General features: G+C 51.7%; 21 protein-coding genes. 4 read left to right on the top strand and 17 right to left on the bottom strand.

What is annotated here, in order from left to right; genetic code table 11:
• Position 1: 1 nt before the first annotated feature.
• The 3 genes from rlmD to cysM are packed head-to-tail and all read right to left on the bottom strand — an operon-like array spanning position 2 to position 2,994.
• Positions 2-1,327 (bottom strand): 23S rRNA (uracil(1939)-C(5))-methyltransferase RlmD, encoded by a 1,326-nt coding sequence (gene rlmD / locus OES20_06825; GenBank protein ID MDH3634404.1) that lies wholly within the window; start codon positions 1,325-1,327, stop codon positions 2-4.
• Positions 1,320-2,093 (bottom strand): 3'-5' exonuclease, encoded by a 774-nt coding sequence (locus OES20_06820; protein ID MDH3634403.1) that lies wholly within the window; start codon positions 2,091-2,093, stop codon positions 1,320-1,322. The genes rlmD and OES20_06820 overlap by 8 nt, the downstream gene beginning before the upstream one ends.
• A gap of 13 nt (positions 2,094-2,106) precedes the next feature.
• Positions 2,107-2,994 (bottom strand): cysteine synthase CysM, encoded by an 888-nt coding sequence (cysM, locus tag OES20_06815; protein MDH3634402.1) that lies wholly within the window; start codon positions 2,992-2,994, stop codon positions 2,107-2,109.
• A 121-nt stretch (positions 2,995-3,115) separates the two neighbouring features.
• On the opposite strand from cysM, the gene OES20_06810 reads away from it, so the two are divergent.
• A complete protein-coding gene (locus OES20_06810) occupies positions 3,116-4,027 on the top strand; it encodes a hypothetical protein (GenBank protein MDH3634401.1) in 912 nt (303 codons plus the stop codon).
• Complete coding sequence (locus OES20_06805; protein ID MDH3634400.1) at positions 4,024-6,750, top strand: ATP-binding protein; 2,727 nt, start codon at positions 4,024-4,026, stop codon at positions 6,748-6,750. The genes OES20_06810 and OES20_06805 overlap by 4 nt, the downstream gene beginning before the upstream one ends.
• Here OES20_06805 and acpS read toward each other — a convergent pair.
• From acpS to rpoE, 14 genes are all read right to left on the bottom strand, one after another.
• Entirely contained in the window at positions 6,747-7,124 is a 378-nt protein-coding gene (gene acpS / locus OES20_06800) for a holo-ACP synthase (GenBank protein ID MDH3634399.1), read from the bottom strand. The two genes, OES20_06805 and acpS, sit on opposite strands and share 4 nt — an antisense overlap.
• The gene (gene pdxJ / locus OES20_06795) at positions 7,121-7,861 is read right to left on the bottom strand and encodes a pyridoxine 5'-phosphate synthase (GenBank protein ID MDH3634398.1); all 741 of its coding nucleotides are present in this window, start codon (positions 7,859-7,861) and stop codon (positions 7,121-7,123) included. The genes acpS and pdxJ overlap by 4 nt, the downstream gene beginning before the upstream one ends.
• The gene (recO, locus tag OES20_06790) at positions 7,858-8,556 is read right to left on the bottom strand and encodes a DNA repair protein RecO (protein MDH3634397.1); all 699 of its coding nucleotides are present in this window, start codon (positions 8,554-8,556) and stop codon (positions 7,858-7,860) included. The genes pdxJ and recO overlap by 4 nt, the downstream gene beginning before the upstream one ends.
• Positions 8,540-9,439, bottom strand: coding sequence for a GTPase Era (gene era / locus OES20_06785; GenBank protein MDH3634396.1), 900 nt, complete (start codon positions 9,437-9,439; stop codon positions 8,540-8,542). The genes recO and era overlap by 17 nt, the downstream gene beginning before the upstream one ends.
• Positions 9,436-10,107, bottom strand: a complete 672-nt coding sequence (gene rnc, locus OES20_06780) for a ribonuclease III (GenBank protein ID MDH3634395.1) — start codon at positions 10,105-10,107, stop codon at positions 9,436-9,438. Before rnc ends, era begins: the two co-directional genes overlap by 4 nt.
• Positions 10,104-10,487, bottom strand: coding sequence for a DUF4845 domain-containing protein (locus OES20_06775; protein MDH3634394.1), 384 nt, complete (start codon positions 10,485-10,487; stop codon positions 10,104-10,106). Before OES20_06775 ends, rnc begins: the two co-directional genes overlap by 4 nt.
• 10 nt (positions 10,488-10,497) lie before the next feature.
• Positions 10,498-11,328: a signal peptidase I gene (lepB, locus tag OES20_06770; GenBank protein MDH3634393.1), complete on the bottom strand. Its 831-nt coding sequence runs from the start codon at positions 11,326-11,328 to the stop codon at positions 10,498-10,500.
• Positions 11,329-11,361: 33 nt separating this feature from the next.
• Entirely contained in the window at positions 11,362-13,158 is a 1,797-nt protein-coding gene (gene lepA / locus OES20_06765; protein ID MDH3634392.1) for a translation elongation factor 4, read from the bottom strand.
• Positions 13,159-13,255: 97 nt separating this feature from the next.
• Positions 13,256-13,495, bottom strand: a complete 240-nt coding sequence (locus tag OES20_06760; protein MDH3634391.1) for a glutaredoxin family protein — start codon at positions 13,493-13,495, stop codon at positions 13,256-13,258.
• A gap of 28 nt (positions 13,496-13,523) precedes the next feature.
• Positions 13,524-14,939: a DegQ family serine endoprotease gene (locus OES20_06755; protein ID MDH3634390.1), complete on the bottom strand. Its 1,416-nt coding sequence runs from the start codon at positions 14,937-14,939 to the stop codon at positions 13,524-13,526.
• Positions 14,940-14,969: 30 nt separating this feature from the next.
• Entirely contained in the window at positions 14,970-15,422 is a 453-nt protein-coding gene (locus tag OES20_06750; GenBank protein ID MDH3634389.1) for a SoxR reducing system RseC family protein, read from the bottom strand.
• A 110-nt stretch (positions 15,423-15,532) separates the two neighbouring features.
• Positions 15,533-16,498, bottom strand: a complete 966-nt coding sequence (locus tag OES20_06745; GenBank protein ID MDH3634388.1) for a MucB/RseB C-terminal domain-containing protein — start codon at positions 16,496-16,498, stop codon at positions 15,533-15,535.
• A gap of 13 nt (positions 16,499-16,511) precedes the next feature.
• The gene (locus tag OES20_06740; protein ID MDH3634387.1) at positions 16,512-17,135 is read right to left on the bottom strand and encodes a sigma-E factor negative regulatory protein; all 624 of its coding nucleotides are present in this window, start codon (positions 17,133-17,135) and stop codon (positions 16,512-16,514) included.
• 58 nt (positions 17,136-17,193) lie between these two features.
• Positions 17,194-17,769: an RNA polymerase sigma factor RpoE gene (gene rpoE / locus OES20_06735; protein ID MDH3634386.1), complete on the bottom strand. Its 576-nt coding sequence runs from the start codon at positions 17,767-17,769 to the stop codon at positions 17,194-17,196.
• Positions 17,770-17,929: 160 nt separating this feature from the next.
• On the opposite strand from rpoE, the gene nadB reads away from it, so the two are divergent.
• A complete protein-coding gene (gene nadB / locus OES20_06730) occupies positions 17,930-19,546 on the top strand; it encodes an L-aspartate oxidase (protein ID MDH3634385.1) in 1,617 nt (538 codons plus the stop codon).
• Between the two features lie 317 nt (positions 19,547-19,863).
• Positions 19,864-20,289, top strand: a complete 426-nt coding sequence (locus OES20_06725; GenBank protein MDH3634384.1) for a secondary thiamine-phosphate synthase enzyme YjbQ — start codon at positions 19,864-19,866, stop codon at positions 20,287-20,289.
• Positions 20,290-20,305 lie beyond the last annotated feature (16 nt).

Genomic DNA, 20,305 nt, shown 5'->3' with positions numbered 1-20,305 from the left:
GCTATTTGCGCTCGAACACGGCCATGGATTCGACATGTGCTGTCTGGGGAAACATATCCATGATGCCCAGGTGTGTCATACGAGATCCATGGGTGCAGATAATAGCAGCATCTCGCACCAGGCTGGAAGGCTGGCAGGAAACATAAACGATACGGAGTGCCCTGAAACACCCTATTTCCCTGGCCATCTCGAGCGCACCAGAGCGCGGTGGATCGAGCAGGATCTTGTCGTAATGCCCTCGCATCCAGCTTAAATCCACATCAGGTTGCGTCAAGTCGGCCCGGTGATACTCGGTATTGTCAATATTATTGGCCAGCGCGGACTCGCACGCGCGCGTTACCATCGCAGCATCAACCTCAACGCCGGTAACCCGGGCGCAGTGCTGCGCCATGGGCAGTGTGAAATTACCCAGTCCGCAAAATAGATCGAGCAGCCTGTCAGTGGGCTGTAAATCCATCAATCGAAGCACCTGGGCCACCATTTTGTGGTTGATCTCGCTATTGACCTGCACGAAATCGAGCGCATTGAAGGCAATTCCCAGCTGCCCGTCGCCGACAGGATCCAGTTTAAGCGCCTGCCTTTCCGGATACAGGTTGTTTACCGTTTCCGGTCCACCAGGTTGCAGCTGGATTTGGAAGTCTTGCTGCCGGGCAAATTCAATCAGTACCTGACGATCGTGCTCCGACAGCGGTTGCAGATGGCGAAATACCAGCTGGATGTGATCCTCATCGGCAGCTACTTCGATTTGCGGTATCTGCGCACGTGCTTCGAGTTGATCGATTATCTGGGAAATCAGGTCAAGTTTATGGCCTACACTCGGAATTAAAACTTCACATCGATGCATGTCCGCGATGAAGGGCGTATTGCGTTCACGGAACCCAACCAGCACCCGTCCCTTGTTCGTTACATATTTAACTCCAAGACGGGCTTTTTTGCGATACCCCCAGTCGACAGCACGCAGCGTCGGTAAAACCTCGTCGTACTCGATCCCGGCATGGGTCATCATATCGAGCAGCGCCTGTTGCTTGAGAGCTACCTGGTCGTCGGTGGCAAGATGCTGCAAACTACAGCCACCACAAACCTGGAAAGCCTCGCATCGCGGCTCGATACGCTGGGGTGATGCTTCGATGACCTCGAGCACGGTCGCCTGGTCATAACTGCGTGTTCGCTTCAGCACCTGAATCTGCACGGTCTCGCCTTCGAGGGCACCAAACACGAAGACTGTCTTACCGTTGACGTGGGCGATGCCACGTCCCTCATGCGACATTGCCTCGATGGTAACTTGCCTGGGTTCCGGTAGCTTGCTGCGCCGTCGACGTTTAGACATCGTGCCAGGCGGCTTCAAAATCGAGCAAATGCTGTTGGCCGGTTGATTTCAACTCGTCCCGGACCCGCTGGCATTCGGCCTGGTACTGGATTTGGTCCAGGTTGCCGCGGCTACGTTCAAAATTAAGAAATACGAGGTAGGTATTGAGCACGTCGGTCTCGCAATAATCCCGGATTTCCTTGATCTGGCCTTGCTGGTAAGCGTCCCAGACCTTTGACCCACTCATTCCCATTTTCCCGGGAAAACCACAAAGGCCGGCAATTTCGTCCAGGGGCGCATTGGCACGCGGCTGATAGGCCGCAAGTACATCCATCAGGTCGGTGTGGCGCTCGTGGAATCGATTCAGGTAGTTGTTGTAACGAAAGCTGGTGTCATTTTGACCGGTTTCCCAGTAGTGCGCGGCGTTAATCGGATAGAGTAGACTACGGTAGTGCATCACCGGTAAATCGAAGCCACTGCCGTTCCAGGAAACAAGGCGTGGCGTATAGCGCTCGATGCCGCTGAAGAAACGTTGCAGTAAATCCTGCTCATTGGCGTCGATGTCACCCAGCGACCATACCTTGAACTGGTCGCGGGTGCTCAGCACGGTCGATATCGCAACAATGCGATGCAGGTGGTGACGCAGGAATTCGGTGCCGGCCTGCTGGCGTCGTATCTGGAATATGGCCCTGGCCACGTCATCATCAGATAGACCGTGCAGATCATATATCCTGCGACAGCCATCGATGTCGGGAATGGTTTCAATATCAAATACTAGAACATTCATATTCAAGCCTGTATCAGGGATTGCTGAAGACCTCGGTTGTCAGGTAACGATCGCCTCGATCACAGATGATGGTCACGATATGGGCATCGGACAATTCCTGCGCCACGCGCAAGCTGGCGCAGACATTGCCACCGGAGGAAATACCGCAAAACAGCCCTTCCCTGGCGGCCAGCTGGCGGGTAAAGTCCTCGGCTTCGTCGCGCGACACGTCAATAATTCGATCGACCGCCTCGGGCTGGAAAATCCGCGGTACATATTCTGCAGGCCAACGCCTGATGCCGGGAATGGAAGACCCGTCCGCGGGCTGAACACCGACTATCTCGATCCGGGGGTTAACCTCGCGGAAATAGCGCGAGCATCCCATAATTGTGCCCGTGGTTCCCATCGCACTGACAAAGTGAGTGATTCCGTACTCCGTCTGATCCCAGATCTCCGGCGCAGTCGTCTCGTAATGCGCAAGCGGGTTATCCGGGTTAGCGAACTGGTCGAGCATTTTTGCCTTACCCTGCGCGTTCATATCTTCTGCTATATCACGCGCCTTTATCATACCTTCTTCCCGGGTGACAAGGATAATTTCAGCACCAAAGGCACGCATCGTGGTGAGTCGTTCGTGGCTCATGTTATCCGGCATGATCAAGGTCATGTGATAGCCACGCATCGCCGCAACCATCGCGAGTGCAATTCCGGTGTTGCCACTGGTCGCTTCGACCAGTCTATCGCCCGGGCCAATTTCTCCCCGCATCTCGGCATGCCGTATCATGCTAAAAACCGGCCGATCCTTGACCGAGCCGGCAGGATTGTTTCCCTCCAGTTTTACCGAAATCCGGTTACCCTTGCCAGCATTCAGTCGCTGCAATGTTACCAGCGGGGTATTTCCGATATAATCATGCAGAAACATCATATAAAAACGAGATAATCCAGGACGGAATCTAAGAAAAACAGTTTACTTTAATAGCGTCAGGCATGCCAAAGCAGGTATTCATTTGTCTTGCGGTATTAAAACTTTAACGGGGAATGGAATCGTGCTGCATCGCCGCTTTATCAGATCAATTCTCAGTGCATTGATCATTCTGGTCACTGGCATAATCACAACCGTGCAGGCGGCAAGCCAGGTAATCATTGTTAAAAGTAGCGATAACGCCTATTTTGATCAAACCATCCGAACCCTGATCAGTCACGTTGATTCAGCAACACGTTTCAAAGTCATCGAGGCCCCGCATCTCGCGGATGCAATATCCGGCTCGGATCCATATGATTTCTTTGTCGCTCTGGGCCAGCCGGCAGTTGAGGCGGTCGATCAACTCGGCACCGAAGCGAGCTCGATTAACGCCTACATAACGCTGGAGCAATACCACCATCTGCAACCTGACGATGACCTGACCATCGTACTGGATCAACCCATGTATCGGTACCTGGCTTTTTGCAAGCTCATGCTCGGTATCGAACGCGTCGGTATCATCGAGGAAAGCGAAATCGATTTAGACCGAGAACAGGCGCAAATCCTGGATGAGTTTAATCTGAAGTTAAACCAGTACCGGGTAAACCAGGCTAACAAACTGCTACCGGTACTCAGGCAACTATTGCGTCAAAACGATGCGTTACTGATGTTACCTCGACAATCGATTTACAATCGTGACACGCTAAAAGGCGTGCTGTTGAGCAGCTATCGGAATCGAAAGCCGGCCATCAGTTATTCGCCCGCCCATGTGAAATCCGGTGCCGTGGCATCGATATTTTCTTCCCCGGTAGACATCGGCAGACACCTGGCGCAATTACTGAATCAAACACTTAGTAGTCAGGCGCGCGCTGACAATCCGTTAGAATTTCCAAGGTTCTACACCATTGCAACCAATTTGCGCGTCGCAAATGCCCTGGGTATCGATCTTCCCGGGGAGCACGAGTTGCGGTCCAGAATAGACAATCTACAGCCATGAAACGCCTCGGCATCAAGTACCAGATTCTGCTGATCACGCTTATCCCGGTGTTTCTTATCGACCTGTTTTTCACCTACCAACACATCAATGGCAGCATCGGGCAGGCTAATGAACAGCTTCAAAGCAGGGGCCAGATAATCGCTCGCCAGATTGCCGGTGCGTCGGAATTTAACCTGTTTACCGGTAACGACAGTCAAATCCAGTATTTGCTGGCGCAAACGGTTGGCAGCAACAATATTGTTCTGGCCTCGATTTACGACCGGCACGGAAATCTTATTACAGAATCGGTCTCTCCCGATTTCCAACAATCGGATGTTGCGGACTACTACTACTCTAACCAGCCCATCCTCTCACAGAGTATCGAGCACTCGGATGTGTTTGCACCAGATATTGACGACGTACGCAAGACCGACATTCTCGGCTGGGTGCACCTGTATATTTCACGCCAGCAGTTAAAGCAGACAACCGGCCTGATCATTGCCGATGCAGTCGTGTTTTTTGTCACGATTTTGATGATGGCCGTGATATTAACCGTGATTATCAGCCGCAGGATTACACAGCCGATTTTTCGAATGATGGCACACCTGAAGCTGGTGGAAACCGGCCAACTCGGTAAGACGATTGAACCGATAGAACCGAACGAGATTGGCGCATTACAGCAGGGTTTCAATCGTATGACGCACGCCCTGCTGGCCAATCGCCGACTTTTGAATCGAAGGATACAGCAGGCGACCCAGCAACTTAACGAGGCCATATCGAGCCTTGAAACAAAAAATCGTGAACTGGGACTGGCACGTGACGAGGCACTGAATGCCGATCGGACCAAATCCGAATTTCTCGCCAATATGAGCCATGAAATCCGTACCCCGATCAACGGTATCAAGGGCTTTATCAGCTTGCTCAGCCAGTCGAGGCTTGATCAGTCTCAGCAGCGCCATGTCGATATTATTCTGAAATCCACCACTGACCTGACCAACATCGTCAACGAAATTCTCGATTTTTCGAAAATGGAATCGGGCAAACTACAAATAGTCAGCGAGGCATTTGATCTTTACGAAGTGATTGAGCAAACCCGCGACATTCTTTTTATCAACGTGTTACCCAAGAATATCGATCTGAACCTGATCATTTACAGTGACACGCCTCGCCGTGTTATTGGCGATAAGCTGAGAATCAAACAAATCTTACTAAACCTCATCGGTAATGCGATCAAGTTCACCGATCAGGGTCGTGTGGTCATAAAGGTCAGTCTTAAAGACAGGCGTTTCGACAGGGTCGATATTGAAATTGCCGTTGAAGACAGCGGCATCGGTATATCAGAGCAAGACCAGCAATCGCTGTTTCAGGCCTTTAGCCAGGTTGAAAGTTCCGCTACCAGACGTTTTGCCGGTACTGGCCTGGGCCTGGTCATCAGTAAAAACCTGGCGACCCTGATGGGCGGAGACATTTCAATGATTTCAACACCCGGCGAAGGTTCGAAGTTCACGCTAAATCTGCCTTTAGGACTCGAAGACGGGTCCCCGGAGGTTACCACCAGCACGAACGAAGACTGCAAGGCCATGATTTTCGCTGCCGATAAATATTGCCTGATGGAAGTCCGTACGCTTTTCGATCGCGCAGGCGTCAACACCGAGTCTCACCAGGTCGATAATCGACAGGGCAGCGATCCGGTCCTGCAGTGTATCCGGCGCAATCTCGCCCACGTAGATTTACTGGTTTTTGATTTACGGCATCTGAGTATCGATCTTGAAAAAGTCGTCGCCCTGGTCGCTGACAACAAGCTCCGCGTTATCGTCATGGACTATGACGAAAGTGGCCAATCGCCGGTTCGACCCGGCAATGCGGAAATCGTTTCGGTCATAAATACCAGCCAGGCTATCGCACAAATTGTTGCCCGCGCGACCGGGAAGTTACCAGAGCAGGCGCCGGTCGAGCGCGGGCCAACGGTCCGCAGCAAAAACGTGCTGCTGGTTGACGATAATCCGGTGAACCTGAAACTTGCCAGCGAACTCATCCGGCTCTGGGGACACCGGGTTGTAGCAGCCGAGAATGGAACAGAGGCGCTGCAGTATTACCGGAAACAGACATTTGACCTGATTATTCTCGATATACAGATGCCCGATATCGACGGTGTCAACCTGTTGCGCATGATACGCAAGCAAAATCCGGCGGATAAGACGCCGATCATCGCCTTGACGGCAAACGTGGTAAACGACGAGGCTGGAAAATTGATCGAGCAGGGCTTCGATTATTTTCTTGGCAAGCCCCTCGACGAGGAAAAATTTCGCAGCTTGCTCGATAGTGAACCACGTCGAAAACTGCCCGATACGATAAAATCCGAGCTTGAAGATTCAAATCCGGACTGCTCGCTAGACTATGCGAGATCTTTAGCCTTGTCGGCTGACAACGAATCTTTGCTCAAGCAGATATTTGAAATTCTGCAGCGCGATATTCCGGATCAACAGCTTCAACTCGAAATGGCCCTGGCGCAGCTCGATCAGGATCGACTTGCAGCAATCGTGCACAAGCTTCACGGGGTTACCTGCTATACCAGCCTGCCACGCTTGAAGCGCAAGTTATTAGGTTTCGAACAATCCCTGGCAAGCAGCGGCAACGGGTCGCTCGATCAGTCGGTACACAAACTGAATTCCGAGTTAAGTGCCGTAAAACGGGAGGTTGATCGCTACCTCGAGCAAATGGAAGCAGACGGCGTATCAAGCTAGGACTCGAGCACCACCATCGCGACCACGTAATGTTTCTCGTCGGATAACGAGATCATTGCATTTTTGATTTTCAGGCGGGAAACCAGATCAGTCGCGCTGCCAATGAATCGAAGCTGAGGTTTCCCCTGTTCGTTATTGTCGATCTGAATCGAGTGGAACCCGAACTGCTCGCCGATTCCGGTTCCGAGCGCCTTGGCAGCCGCTTCTTTCGCGGCAAATCGCGTGGCGAGATAATTATTCGACTGTCGGCGTCGATCGAACTCCACGAGTTCATCATCCGTTAAAATACGACGCGCAAAACGAGCACCAAACTTCGAACTCAATTTTTCGAAACGGGCCGTTTCCGCAATATCTACCCCAATACCGACAATCATGATCCCCGTGCTCTCGCGTCTATAATCAGTCGTTTGATATCCCGAATCGCCTGCTCCAGGCCCAGGAAAACAGCATCGGCAATAATGGCATGTCCGATATTCAGTTCGGTTATCAGCGGATTCGCCGCTATCGGGGTTACGTTATGTCGATTCAGCCCGTGACCCGCATTGACCTGCAAACCTTTCGCATGCGCGTAGGCCGCCGCCTCGTTTATTTCTTCCAGCAAACGTAATTGTTCATCCCCATGCGCATCCGCATAGTGTCCTGTATGAATCTCGATACACGGCGCACCGCATTCGATTACGGCGTCAATCTGGTCCCGACTCGCGTCGATAAAGGGTGATACCCGGGTTCCGACTTCTGCCAGGCGAGTACAGGCCGATCGCACCTGTTCAACCTGGCCGGCGACATGCAGGCCACCCTCGGTCGTGAGTTCTTCGCGTTTTTCCGGTACCAGGCAAACGTCTTCAGCCCTGAAATCCGTCGCAAACGCTATCATTTCGTCGGTAATGGCGATTTCCAGGTTGAGCTTGGTATTGACCACCTGCTTGAGCAGTAGCGCATCGCGTTCCTGGATATGACGTCGATCTTCCCGCAGGTGAAAGGTGATCGAGTCAGCGCCTGAATGTTCGGCCACCTGGGCTGCATATACGGGGTCGGGGAAACGCGTGCCGCGTGCCTGACGCAGCGTTGCGACATGATCAATATTGACACCCAGGGTTACCGTGCTCGTCATTTTCGTTTCATCATTTCAAGATAAACATCGCGCGATTTTAGCGTTTTTCCATGCAAGTTAAAGTCAATAGTACTCCGCAGCGCCGTTTTGGCGAGGCGCAGTACGGCCGGCTTGCCGTAATCACCTGTGGACCAGTCGATCACGACCTGTCCTTTCACGGAATCCCTGGCAGCGTTCGAGCAGCTGATAAAACCACTATTGATGACAAACTGGTAAAAAGCGTCTGCCCTGATTTCCAGGCCGCTCGCCGCATCCCGTGACAGCTCGGGAAAATAGCCGAGTAACTGCATCAATTCGAGTTCAAATTTTCGTAATTCGGCTTCGCCTATTTCACCCGTCGAATGCTGTAATAGTAACTGGTAGCTGGCAAATACATCCGGATTAGCTTCCCCTTGCGGCAGTAACGCGGCCAGTAATTCATTCACATATAACAATGCCAGGTAGTTTTTTTCATCGACCGGCAGCGACTGACCTTCGATAGCGGTCAGGGTTTTTAGTTCCTGTCTGCCCACCCAGCTGATACTCAGCATTGCAAAGGGCTGGTACGGCGCTTTTGCCGGGTTACGACGTGCACCCCTGGCAATGGCGCGGATACATCCATGGTCCCGGGTAAAAAAATCCAGCATCAGGCTGGTATTCTGCCAGTCGCGCCGACGCAGAATAAAAGACAACTGGTCGCTAACCCTGGCTTCCATCCGAATAGCCAAAAGCCGCCAGCGACTGTTCGTCATCAGACCAGTCTGTGCGTACCTTCACCCAAAGCTGCAGGTACACTTTTGTTTCAACCAGCCTTTCTATATCGGCGCGTGCCAGGGACCCTATTTTTTTCAGCAGGCTTCCGTTTTTTCCGATGACTATCGCTTTCTGCGACTTGCGTTCAACCCAGATGGTTGCCGATATGCGCGTGATATCGACTTCCTCGGTATAGTAATCGATGTTAACCGTAATCGAGTAGGGCAATTCCTGTTTAAGCTCGCGAAACAGCTTTTCGCGTATAATTTCAGAGCAGATAAATCGCATCGATTTATCGGTCAGCTGATCATCCGGAAACTGCGGCACGGCAACCGGCAAACACGCCACTATCAATTGCTCCAGGCGCTCCAGGTTATCCCCGTTCAGTGCCGACACCGGGATACATTCAAAATCAGGTACCTGCTGCGAGATTTTCTGCATCACCGGCAAGCAGGATTCGCGACTTCGTTGATCTATCTTGTTGAGCACAACCAGCACCTTGCCATAGTTCGCCACACGCTGCAGGATCTTTTCATCTTCCCCGGTAAAATTCGATACGTCGAGCAGCACGCAGATCAGGTCAGCATCGTCCAGCATACTGGTTGCAGCACGATTCATGTAACGGTGGATTGCCTTTTTATTGGCATCATGAAGTCCGGGGGTATCAACGAAAATGCACTGGTAGGCCTCGGTCGTCTTGATCCCTAGAATTTGATGGCGAGTGGTTTGCGGTCGATGCGCCGTGATGCTGAGTTTATGTCCGACCAGTGCATTCATTAAGGTCGATTTGCCAGTGTTGGGTTTGCCGATCAGTGCAACGTACCCACAGCGAAACGCATCCATCATATTTTCAACTGGTCCAGTACTTTTTGTGCAGCCCGTTGTTCCGCTTTCTTGCGACTCGAGCCCTTGCCCTCGGTTTGCATATCGAGGTCAGAAACGTTACAGCTGACGGTAAAGACCTGATCATGAGATTTACCGCTGGTTTGCTCAACCAGGTAACGGGGGAGGTGTTTTTTATGCGCCTGCAGGTATTCCTGAAGTTGCGTCTTGGGATCTCGCAGATTGGCGCTTTCATCGATACCTTGTAAATGTGCCTCGAAGAGACGCAAAACCGTGGTTTCGGCCTGCTCGTAATCGCTATCCAGGTAAACGGCGCCAATGATCGCTTCCAGTGCATCAGAAAGAATGGATGCACGGCGATAACCGCCACTTTTCAGTTCCCCGCCCCCCAGGTGAATATGATCTCCCAGTCCGATTCCCGTGGCGACCTGCGCCAGGGTTTCTTTTTTTACCAGGGAAGCACGCAGACGACTCAGGTCTCCCTCGTCTGCATCCGTGAAGCGCAGGTAAATATGATTTGAAATGATCAGGTTGAGAATGCTGTCGCCGAGAAACTCGAGGCGTTCGTTGTTATTGCTGCGCGAGTAGCTGCGATGGGTCAGCGCCTGATCCAGTAAATCCTGCTGCCTGAATTGATATCCGGTAAGTGCGCAGAATTCTTCTGCATTCACCGCTCAATCACTACGCTTTCAACGAAATGGGCGCCGATAAACAGGGGCCCAAGATAATTATCTCTGACTTCGTAGTCGATAGTTACCGTGGTTTTACCATCCTTGCGTTCCATGGTCACATGTTCTCGCCGGATGGCCCTGACTTCATTTATGAATAGACGTTTTTGCAGGGATAGCCAGATCGCTTTCTTGGATTTCGAATCTATCTGTGTATCTTGTGCCAAACCGTCCAATGCCGCCCTGAGTTGATAATTACCGTAATAAAACGGGAAAACCTTGAAAAACATTAGCAGTAGTAATGCGAATATACCGAACACGGCAATCCAGCCAAAACTGGACATACCTCTTTGTCGGCGTTTTGAGTTCGTTGATCTATTCATCATCATTTCCTCAGTTCGAAATTTTACGGCCAACCCTGGACAATTCCAGCCCGGTGCCGTCTTTACGCCAGTCCCAGTGCATCCAGATCATGACAGCCTTTCCAACCAGGTTATCTTCGGGTACGTAACCCCAGATTCTGCTGTCATTACTGTGATCGCGATTATCCCCCATCACGAAGTAATGCCCTTCCGGTACGAATAGTTCACCATTAACACCAAATGTAGATCCTGGATTGGTCATGACTGTGTACTCCGCCTGGTCAACCCGCTCTAGAAATACCTGGCAATCGGCACCGGCACGGTCACATCCGTTCGCATACTGCATTTTGTTCAAATCACCCAGTCCCTCGTAAACACCGTCAGCCTTGATATCCAGCTGCTTACCATTAATCGATAAACGTCGATTATAGTATCCAACGTGGTCACCGGGTAATCCCACTATTCGCTTAATATAATCCTGTGACTCATCCTGAGGATAGCGGAAAACGACCACATCGCCACGCTTCGGCTTACTACCCCTGGTAATGCGGGTTTGCCAGACCGGCATTCTCAAGCCATAGGTAAACTTGTTAACCAGGATAAAATCACCCACCAGCAGCGTCGGCATCATCGAGCCCGACGGTATGCGAAACGGTTCAAACAGGAAGGCACGCAGTACCAGAACTGCTATCAGGACCGGAAAAAAAGCCCGCGAGTACTCAATTACAAGCGGTTCCTTTTTAATCTTGCTGGTCGCGGGTTGCTGTCGCAAACGTGCCAGCAGGAGCACATCGGCAAGCCAGATTACGCCGGTCACCGCGGTCAGTATTAACAATAAAAACTCGAAATCAAAATGGACCATTCAGTATGTCTCTACCTCGTGCGACAACAGTAATTAGCTATCTACTTTTAATACTGCAAGGAAAGCGTCTTGTGGAATCTCGACGCTGCCGACCTGTTTCATACGCTTTTTACCGGCTTTTTGCTTCTCAAGCAATTTCCGCTTGCGCGTGACATCACCACCATAACATTTAGCCGTCACGTTCTTACGCAACGCCTTGACATTCGTGCGGGCAATAATATTAGAGCCGATAGCAGCCTGTATCGCCACATCGAACATCTGCCGGGGAATCAGTTCTTTCATTTTGGAAGCCAGCTCCCGTCCCCGGTAATCCGCATTGCTGCGATGCACGATAAGTGACAGTGCATCCACTTTTTCGGTGTTGATCAGCACATCGAGTTTAACCAGGTTCGATGCTTCGAAGCGCAGAAACTCGTAGTCAAATGATGCGTAGCCACGACTGACCGATTTCAGGCGATCAAAAAAGTCGAGGACCACCTCACTCAGCGGCAGCTCGAAAACCAGCGATACCTGGTTGCCGAGGAACTGCATGTCCTTCTGTACTCCCCTTTTTTCGATACAAAGTGAAATGACCGCGCCAATATAAGCCTCCGGCAATAGTATGTTGGCCTGAATAATCGGCTCGCGTATTTCATTGATCTTGTTGATGGGCGGTAAATCCGCGGGATTATGGATTTCGACCAGTTCACCGGCCGTCGTTTCAACCTGGTAGACAACGGTCGGTGCCGTGGTAATCAGGTCAAGGTCGTATTCCCGCTCTAGCCTTTCCTGCACAATCTCCATGTGCAGCATGCCTAGAAAGCCACAGCGAAATCCAAAGCCGAGCGCCTGCGAGGTTTCAGGTTCAAACTGCAACGCGGCATCGTTTAGCTTCAGTTTTTTAAGCGCCTCGCGGCAATCTTCGTAATCATCAGAGCTAATCGGGAACAGGCCGGCAAATACGCGCGGCTGCACCTGTTTGAAATCTGCCAGCGCCTCGTCGGCCGGTTGTTGCGACAGCGTAATGGTATCGCCCACCCGGGCCAATTCGATGTCCTTGATACCCGCTATGATAAATCCAACGCTTCCGGCCTGCAGTTTTTCGGTTTCCTTGCGTTTGGGTGTAAAGATTCCAACCTTTTCGACCAGGAATTCCTGTCCACTCGACATCATCCTGATTTTTTGTTTGGGTTTTATCTGACCCTCCATGACGCGCACCAGGGTAATGACTCCGACGTAATTATCGAACCACGAGTCAATCACCAACGCCTGGGTCCGGTTGTCTTCCGAACCACCCGGTGGCGGAATCTTTTCGATGATCTGCTCCAGTAAATCCTCGATTCCAATCCCGGTTTTGGCGCTGATCTGGATTGCCTCGGAGGTATCGAGTCCAATGATTTCCTCGATTTCGAGTTTTACGCGATCCGGTTCGGCAGCGGGCAAATCTATCTTGTTCAGCACCGGGATTACCTCGAGATCCAGATCGATAGCGGTATAGCAATTGGCGACACTTTGCGCTTCGACGCCCTGGGAGGCATCGACTATCAACAAGGCGCCTTCGCAGGCCGCGAGCGATCTCGACACCTCGTAGGAAAAATCCACATGGCCCGGCGTATCGATGAAATTGAGAGTGTACAGCTTGCCATCGCGAGCCTTGTAATTGAGCGAGACGCTTTGTGCCTTAATCGTGATACCGCGTTCACGCTCCAGATCCATCGTATCCAGCACCTGCGCCTCCATTTCGCGCTCACTCAATCCCCCGCATAGCTGAATAAACCGATCAGCCAACGTGGATTTTCCATGATCGATATGAGCAATAATGGAAAAATTGCGTATTAACTCCATGCGCATAAGTATAGTAGCCGCCCTGCCCGGCTTGATGATTTCGCGAACTTGGTGATTTGCCAGCGTATAAAGATCTGGCCCTGGATGAAAAAACCCGGTGAGTTTACGCTAAAGCCATCACCGCTATCAATGCCGATTCATCGAAAAAAAAATGGCAGATTTCGGTATCACCGTAGCACAGTACTGGAACCCGGGCGTCAAACCGCCGGATCAATTCCGTATCCCGGTCAATATCCAGCTCATTCCAGCTCACCGAGGGATTTTTTCGGGCAAATACCACCAGTGCTTTGCGCATCGCATCGCACAGATGGCATTGTTCCCGGTAGTAGAGAGTAAGCTCCAATCGGCTTGCGCCAGTCAGTCGCCGAAGCTTACGAGTCTTCCGGACGTATCGCGAGGAATACCGGTCCGGCACGGCGTTGCACTAATAGTGCCACCGACTTGCCTGATTTTAATTCGTCAGTAATCACCGCAAAGTCATCCAGCGAATCGATTTCCTGGTTATCGATCATGGTGATGACGTCACCCCTGATAATTCCGGCATCACTGGCTGGTCCGTATTCATCTACTTCAACAACCTGTACGCCATTTTCTATTTTTAGCCGCTTGCTGGCTTCGCTGCTCAAGGCCTCAACCTTCATGCCGAGAGCTGAACCTTCCTTTGTTTTCTCTTCTTTCGGGGTGAATGAAGCCTGGGTTATCGCGGTTGGCAACTCGGCTATCTGAACGCCGATGGTACGCCGTTTCTTGTCACGTATCACCGTAACCCGTGCCTCTTCGCCAACCTTGGCCCGACCCACCAAAGGCGGTAATCCACTCGAGCGCATCACTTTCTTGCCGTTGAATTCAACGATGACATCGCCGACTTCGAGCCCGGCCTGGGCAGCGGGACTGTCATCCAGTACCTTGGCAACCAGGGCACCGTGCGGATTGTCCATACCAAATGATTCTGCGAGCTCCCGGGTAACTTCCTGTATCAATACGCCGAGCCAGCCCCGCGAGACCGAACCGGTCTCTTTAATCTGGTTGGCGACGTCAACCGCCATTTCGATCGGGATCGCAAAAGACAATCCCATGAAACCGCCGGTACGGCTGTATATCTGGGAGTTAATACCGATGACCTCGCCATCCAGGTTGAAAAGCGGTCCACCGGAATTTCCCGGATTTATCGCGACGTCGGTCTGGATGAAGGGAACATAGTTGTCACTGGGCAGGCTGCGACCCTTGGCGCTGACGATCCCCGCGGTTACGCTGTGGTCGAATCCGAAAGGCGATCCGATCGCAAGCACCCATTCACCGACCTTAAGCTTGTCGGAATCACCAAACTCCAGCACCGGCAGGTCATCGGCCTCGACCTTTAACACCGCGATATCGGATGCCTCGTCGGATCCAATGATTTTAGCGACATATTCCCTGCGGTTGGACATGCGCACGATTACTTCGTCTGCGCCTTCAATAACGTGGTGATTGGTTAAAATATAACCATCTTTGGAGACGATAAATCCGGAACCGAGAGATTGCGCGTCACGTCGCCTGCGATCGAATTCATCGCGATCAAAAAACTTTTCGAATAATTCTCCGAATGGCGATCCTTCAGGCAGCTCGGGAATTTCGTATTCGCGGGACCTGGTGGGTTTTGGTTTTGACTTGGTACTGATATTGACCACTGAATCCTTGGCCTGGTCGACAATTCTCGTGAAATCGGGTAATGCAGCCTGAGCCACCAACGGCATGAACAGAACAACGGCAAAAACGATTTGATAAATTTGCTTGCTTAGATATTTCATTAAAACTTCCCAAAAATTATAAATACAATCTTATGACCTCGAATGGAGTTCGGGGTTCACGATGATATCAACGATATAGGGTGCCAACTGCTCAGCGTCAAGTGCATTGGTAAGAAAACCGGCTAATTTATAGCCCGCAAAAAAACCGGCCAATGCGGCCAGCGCGACTATCACTTCCGGCGCAGCGACCAGGGCGGCCAGCAATCCCGCGCAAACCATACCCAGAAGCGGTAAGCCATAAATCGTCAGGCTGGCCTTGACCAGCGCGGATTCAGATAATCCCAGCTCCAGTCGGTCACCGGGCTCCAGTTGATGGTCGGTTTCGATCAGTATTGGTTTGCTGCGATGTCCGAGCAAACGGCCGAGAGCACCGGTACCGCAGCCCTTACTAAGTTCGCATTGGCCACAGGTCGAGTTCCGTTGCAACTCCAGTTCAACCAGTCTGCCATCACGGCGGGTGACAATCGCTGTTTCGGTAATCATTCGAGCAGGATTAATTCGTTATAAAGAAAAGCTGATTTTGATCTCTATTTGACGCGGCCGCAAGTTACACCTGTGGGCTGTACCCCCGATCGGCGACTTCATGATAACTATTACTGCCGGTAGGATATCGATTCGGCGACCTCTTTTACGGTTAACGCCGGCACTTCGCCGATTGCAGTCACCGAGTAATCATGAAGAATTCGGATAAAAGCGTTGACCGCGCCCATTGACGTGCCGCCCTGGTGGGTGACACCTGTCTGGCGTTCAATGAATATCGAAAGCGAGGCCAGGCCATCGGTATAGATCATTTGATGTACGAAGTGCTCGGTGCCGGGAACTTTTCGTTTCATCACCGATTCGCGCCAGAAGCCACCGGGTGTTCGCCCCAGCTGCCACGAACTATCCGCCGCAAACGATTTCGAGCTGTCTCCACTGTGGTAGCGCAGCATGGTGTAGTTCTCGTCGATCTGCGGCATCGTGTTTATCACCGGTTTATCATCACCGGTAAACAGTTTCAGGTTCGTAAACATGACTTTCTCAACGACCTTTCCGTTTTCGTTGATGAGGTTCGATCCCATCATTAACCCGTTTTGCTCGTTGATCCAGAACTTCATGCCATAGCGGTAGTTGTCTTTCGGGTCGATATGAACAATAACGGTATCCATGTTAGCAATGCGGTCCTTTCCCAGCAGCTTCATTTCATAGAATTTTTCCAGCCGGGCAATATCCTCCGGAATAAATATGGGTGAAAAACTGTTTTTACGTGACAGGTCAACGACCACCTTACGGCTCGAGGGCCAGATGCAGGTCAGATTCTGATTATCGCGAATGACTTCACGGGCCTCGCCGTTGAGCGAAACCAGTCGTTCCTTCTCGCCATGCTCATCCCGGTAGTGCGAAATTTGCATACTTTCAAGGTGGTTTTCATGCACGTAAACGAAATCGCCCTGGTAGTTAAGGTTTCGCATCGAGTCAGACATTTTCTGGACCCAATCCATCGCCGGATCGGCAAAAACCGGCAGGCTAGCCAGCGAAGATATCAGGATCGGAAGCAGTCTCGTCGATAAATTAGTCAAGCTTGCTCTCGGGTCATTGTTGTGAATCGAATCCCGCCACGCGGGCCTGTGGAATTAAACTTTGCATCGAATTGGAGTACTCGGTATGCGTCACCAGGTATGCATTCAGCTTTTGTTGCAGTTCGGGCATATCACGCTCTACTTTCCAGCGCATGCCGAGCGGCTGCACCTGGGTTGAAGCCGTGACCACGCCACCCGGGACCTGTTGCCTGACCAGTTGCTGAATTTTTTGCTGTTCGGCCGAAACGAGGCCGGTATCGCCCTGCCCCGACTCTTGCTTGAGCGGTTGCCACAATGCAACCGTAACAATCGCGACACTGGCTGCCACCGCCAGGCCAGCGAAAGGTTTCAATCCGATCCAGCTCAGAATCGACGTATTTCCCGCGTTTGTTTCCGGCACTGCTGACCCGGTTACCGGATCTGACTCCTGGTTACGAATTTGCGCCATGACATTGATGTGGAAATTCGTATCAATCGCTTCCGGTAGTTCGTGTCGTATGACCTCACCAATCATCCGGTAGCGCCGCGCACGGTACTGCAAATTAACGTCACCCATCACCTCTTCGAGGTTTGTATCGGCGTTTTCGCCGGGATGATCGTCCAAAAGGAACGATAATTTTTCGTCTTGATCTGTCATTTCCTGGTCCCGCATTAAGCCATCATTCATATTATGTCTGATATATTCAGGTACTTAGTCACTCTAATAGGGGTCTAAGTTCCTTATCTATTACATCTCTGGCACGAAATATTCTGGATCGAACCGTGCCGATAGGACAATCCATGACCTCTGCAATCTCTTCATAGCTCAAACCATCGAGTTCACGCAAGGTAATTGCCGACTTCAAATCATCGGGTAATTTTTCAATCGCGCTGAAAATCGTTGCCCTTATTTCATCCGTCAGCAGCAGATTTTCAGGATTGGCAAATTCCTTGAGTCCGGACTCACCCTCAAAATGCTCGGCATCATCGACATCTACCGCATAACCGGGCGACTTCCGCGCACGTGATGCAAGATGATTTTTAGCCGTGTTGGCCGCAATTCGGTAAAGCCAGGTGTAAAACTGGCTATCACCCCTAAAATTGCCGATCGCCCTGAACGCCTTGATAAAGGCATCCTGGGAAATATCCTGGCACTCCGCCGGATCCGACACAAACCTGCCGACCAAATTGATCACCTTGTGCTGATACTTTTGCACCAGGATATCAAAGGCGTCGGTCTCTCCGGCCTGTACCCGTTTCACCAACTCTGCATCGAGCAGATTAGTCCCCATTTATATCCCTGGTTTAATTATAGTTTGAGGAAATAACAGAATTTTTTAATCTGATCCCCGCGATAGAGACAGATTATATAATAAAAAGTTCTGCCTACTCCGGGGTTTTGAGTTGTGCAGGATTTCACTATACTGGCAGCCCATTTTCAGAGATTACTATATGAGTAATCAGCACAAGTTCGACGTTGTCATTATCGGATCCGGTACGGCAGGCCTCGCTGCGGCATTGCATTTGCCCACATCGATCGAAATTGCAATTCTGGCCAAGACACCGCTCGAACAGACTTCGAGCTACTGGGCCCAGGGTGGAATATCCGCGGTGCTCGATCCTGAAGACAGTGTCGATTTGCATACCCGGGACACCCTCGGTGCCGGCGCGGGTTTGTGCGACGAATCCGTGGTTAATTTTGTAACCGCCAATGGCGCCGAATGCATCGAATGGCTGGCCGATCTCGGCATGCCGTTTTCTCTGGACAACCCGGAAATTATTGACAGTGCCTACCATTTGACCCGCGAAGGGGGGCACAGCAAGCGCCGGGTCGTACATGTCGCCGATTCCACTGGCAAGGCCATGCAGCAAACCCTGCAGGCGCATATCGCCGAAAGGCGCAATATAAAGGTTTTCCATCAACATATCGCTGTTGACCTGATTCGCAATGAAGGTAAATGCGCAGGTCTATATGCTTACAATCGTTTTGACCAGCATGTCGATGTATTCAAAGCACATAAATTTATTCTCGCCACCGGTGGCGCGAGCAAGTCATATCTTTACACCAGTAATCCTGACGGCTCCACCGGCGATGGCATTGCAATGGCCTGGCGTGCCGGATGCAGGGTCGCCAATATGGAATTCAACCAGTTTCACCCGACCTGTCTCTACCATCCCGAAGCCAGGACCTTTTTGATTACCGAGGCTGTTCGCGGTGAAGGCGGTAAGTTATTGCTGCCCGATGGGGAACGCTTCATGCGGCGTTTCGACGAACGCGCCGAACTCGCTCCACGTGATACCGTGGCGCGCGCAATCGATCATGAAATAAAACGCCTGGGTATCGAGTGCGTCTTCCTCGATATCAGTCATAAAAGCCGGGCTTTCATCAAATCCCACTTTCCGGCCATTTACCGGCGCTGCCTCGAATATGACATCGATATCACCAGACAACCAATTCCGGTCGTTCCTGCAGCCCACTACACCTGCGGCGGTGTCATGGTTGATATTGATGGACACACGGACCTGGATAATCTCTATGCCATCGGCGAGGTTACCTACTCGGGATTACACGGTGCAAATCGGATGGCCAGCAATTCCCTGCTCGAATGCCTGGTGTTTTCCCGGGCCGCGGCACGACAAATTGCCTCGGAAATCGATACCGCTGCCGCTTTGCCTGAGCTTGAGCGCTGGGACGAATCCCAGGTTACCGATTCTGATGAAGACATCGTCGTGGCCCACAACTGGGATGAACTGCGGCGTTTCATGTGGGACTACGTCGGTATCGTGCGCACCAACAAGCGCCTCGAGCGCGCCCTGCATCGTACCGACCTGCTGAAAAGCGAAATCAACGAGTACTACGGCAATTACAAGGTATCCCCCGATCTGCTGGAGCTGCGTAACCTGGTCGTGGTCGCCGACCTGATCATCCGCTCCGCGCTGATGCGCAAAGAGAGTCGCGGCCTGCATTTCACGCTCGACTACCCCGAAACCAGCGACGAGTACCTCGGCCCAACCATCCTCGATCCCCAGCAACTCAAACAAAAACCCGCCAAACTCGCCTCGATCTAATCCCAAGCACACCATCTCAGTTATAAACCATTTCCAACGGTTCGAGCTCTGATTCAGCTTTTCAGAACTCCCACCTCGACTGTAAGCGTGCTCAGAAATAGACCTTTACCGAATTCTGTCACCTCATGAGTAGCCACCTCGGGACATGTTACGCAAAAGTGTAGCGCGGCAGGGACGCCGCGCTCCAAGCGGTTCCATGGATGGACCAACCGGCGCGTGCGCCGGTTGGAAGCGTCTTTTGCGTAACATGTCCCGAGGTGGTTACGGACAATGGCTTACTATTAGTTGAAGTGAGGCTCGGATGTTAAAATTATCGGATGATTGAGCAGCAAACGATAACGGTTCAGACCGAGGGGCGCGGGACGATCAACATTACCCGCGAGGTCGAGGAGTTCATGCGATCTTGCGGTGTCGAGCAGGGGCTATGCCATGTTTTCGTGAATCACACCAGCGCATCGCTGATAATCACTGAAAATGCCGACAGCAACGTGCGCCGTGACCTGGAAAATTATATCGCGAAACTGGTTCTCGACGGTGACCCGGCATACCTCCATGACCAGGAAGGCCCCGACGATATGGCCGCACATATACGCTCAGTGTTGACCCAGTCCGAAATCACGATTCCGATACGGGCAGGCAGGCTCGCACTCGGAACCTGGCAGGGCCTTTTTCTGTGGGAACACCGCTATCGGGCGCACCGGCGTAACATCACCGTTACGGTAACGGGCGCCCAGACAAGTTGATCGCCCCCGGGAATTG

This window comes from Gammaproteobacteria bacterium, from assembly GCA_029862005.1.
Lineage (GTDB): Bacteria > Pseudomonadota > Gammaproteobacteria.
Note: the sequence above shows the minus strand (reverse complement) of the source record. Positions and strands in the feature narration are given on the sequence as shown.

Coding starts and splice junctions, on each gene's coding strand:
- rlmD (MDH3634404.1), bottom strand. CDS start 1,327: ATGTCTAAACGTCGACGGCGCAGCAAGCTACCGGAACCCAGGCAAGTT.
- OES20_06820 (MDH3634403.1), bottom strand. CDS start 2,093: ATGAATGTTCTAGTATTTGATATTGAAACCATTCCCGACATCGATGGC.
- cysM (MDH3634402.1), bottom strand. CDS start 2,994: ATGATGTTTCTGCATGATTATATCGGAAATACCCCGCTGGTAACATTG.
- OES20_06805 (MDH3634400.1), top strand. CDS start 4,024: ATGAAACGCCTCGGCATCAAGTACCAGATTCTGCTGATCACGCTTATC.
- acpS (MDH3634399.1), bottom strand. CDS start 7,124: ATGATTGTCGGTATTGGGGTAGATATTGCGGAAACGGCCCGTTTCGAA.
- pdxJ (MDH3634398.1), bottom strand. CDS start 7,861: ATGACGAGCACGGTAACCCTGGGTGTCAATATTGATCATGTCGCAACG.
- recO (MDH3634397.1), bottom strand. CDS start 8,556: ATGGAAGCCAGGGTTAGCGACCAGTTGTCTTTTATTCTGCGTCGGCGC.
- era (MDH3634396.1), bottom strand. CDS start 9,439: ATGATGGATGCGTTTCGCTGTGGGTACGTTGCACTGATCGGCAAACCC.
- OES20_06775 (MDH3634394.1), bottom strand. CDS start 10,487: ATGAATAGATCAACGAACTCAAAACGCCGACAAAGAGGTATGTCCAGT.
- lepB (MDH3634393.1), bottom strand. CDS start 11,328: ATGGTCCATTTTGATTTCGAGTTTTTATTGTTAATACTGACCGCGGTG.
- lepA (MDH3634392.1), bottom strand. CDS start 13,158: ATGCGCATGGAGTTAATACGCAATTTTTCCATTATTGCTCATATCGAT.
- OES20_06755 (MDH3634390.1), bottom strand. CDS start 14,939: ATGAAATATCTAAGCAAGCAAATTTATCAAATCGTTTTTGCCGTTGTT.
- OES20_06750 (MDH3634389.1), bottom strand. CDS start 15,422: ATGATTACCGAAACAGCGATTGTCACCCGCCGTGATGGCAGACTGGTT.
- OES20_06740 (MDH3634387.1), bottom strand. CDS start 17,135: ATGACAGATCAAGACGAAAAATTATCGTTCCTTTTGGACGATCATCCC.
- rpoE (MDH3634386.1), bottom strand. CDS start 17,769: ATGGGGACTAATCTGCTCGATGCAGAGTTGGTGAAACGGGTACAGGCC.
- nadB (MDH3634385.1), top strand. CDS start 17,930: ATGAGTAATCAGCACAAGTTCGACGTTGTCATTATCGGATCCGGTACG.
- OES20_06725 (MDH3634384.1), top strand. CDS start 19,864: ATGATTGAGCAGCAAACGATAACGGTTCAGACCGAGGGGCGCGGGACG.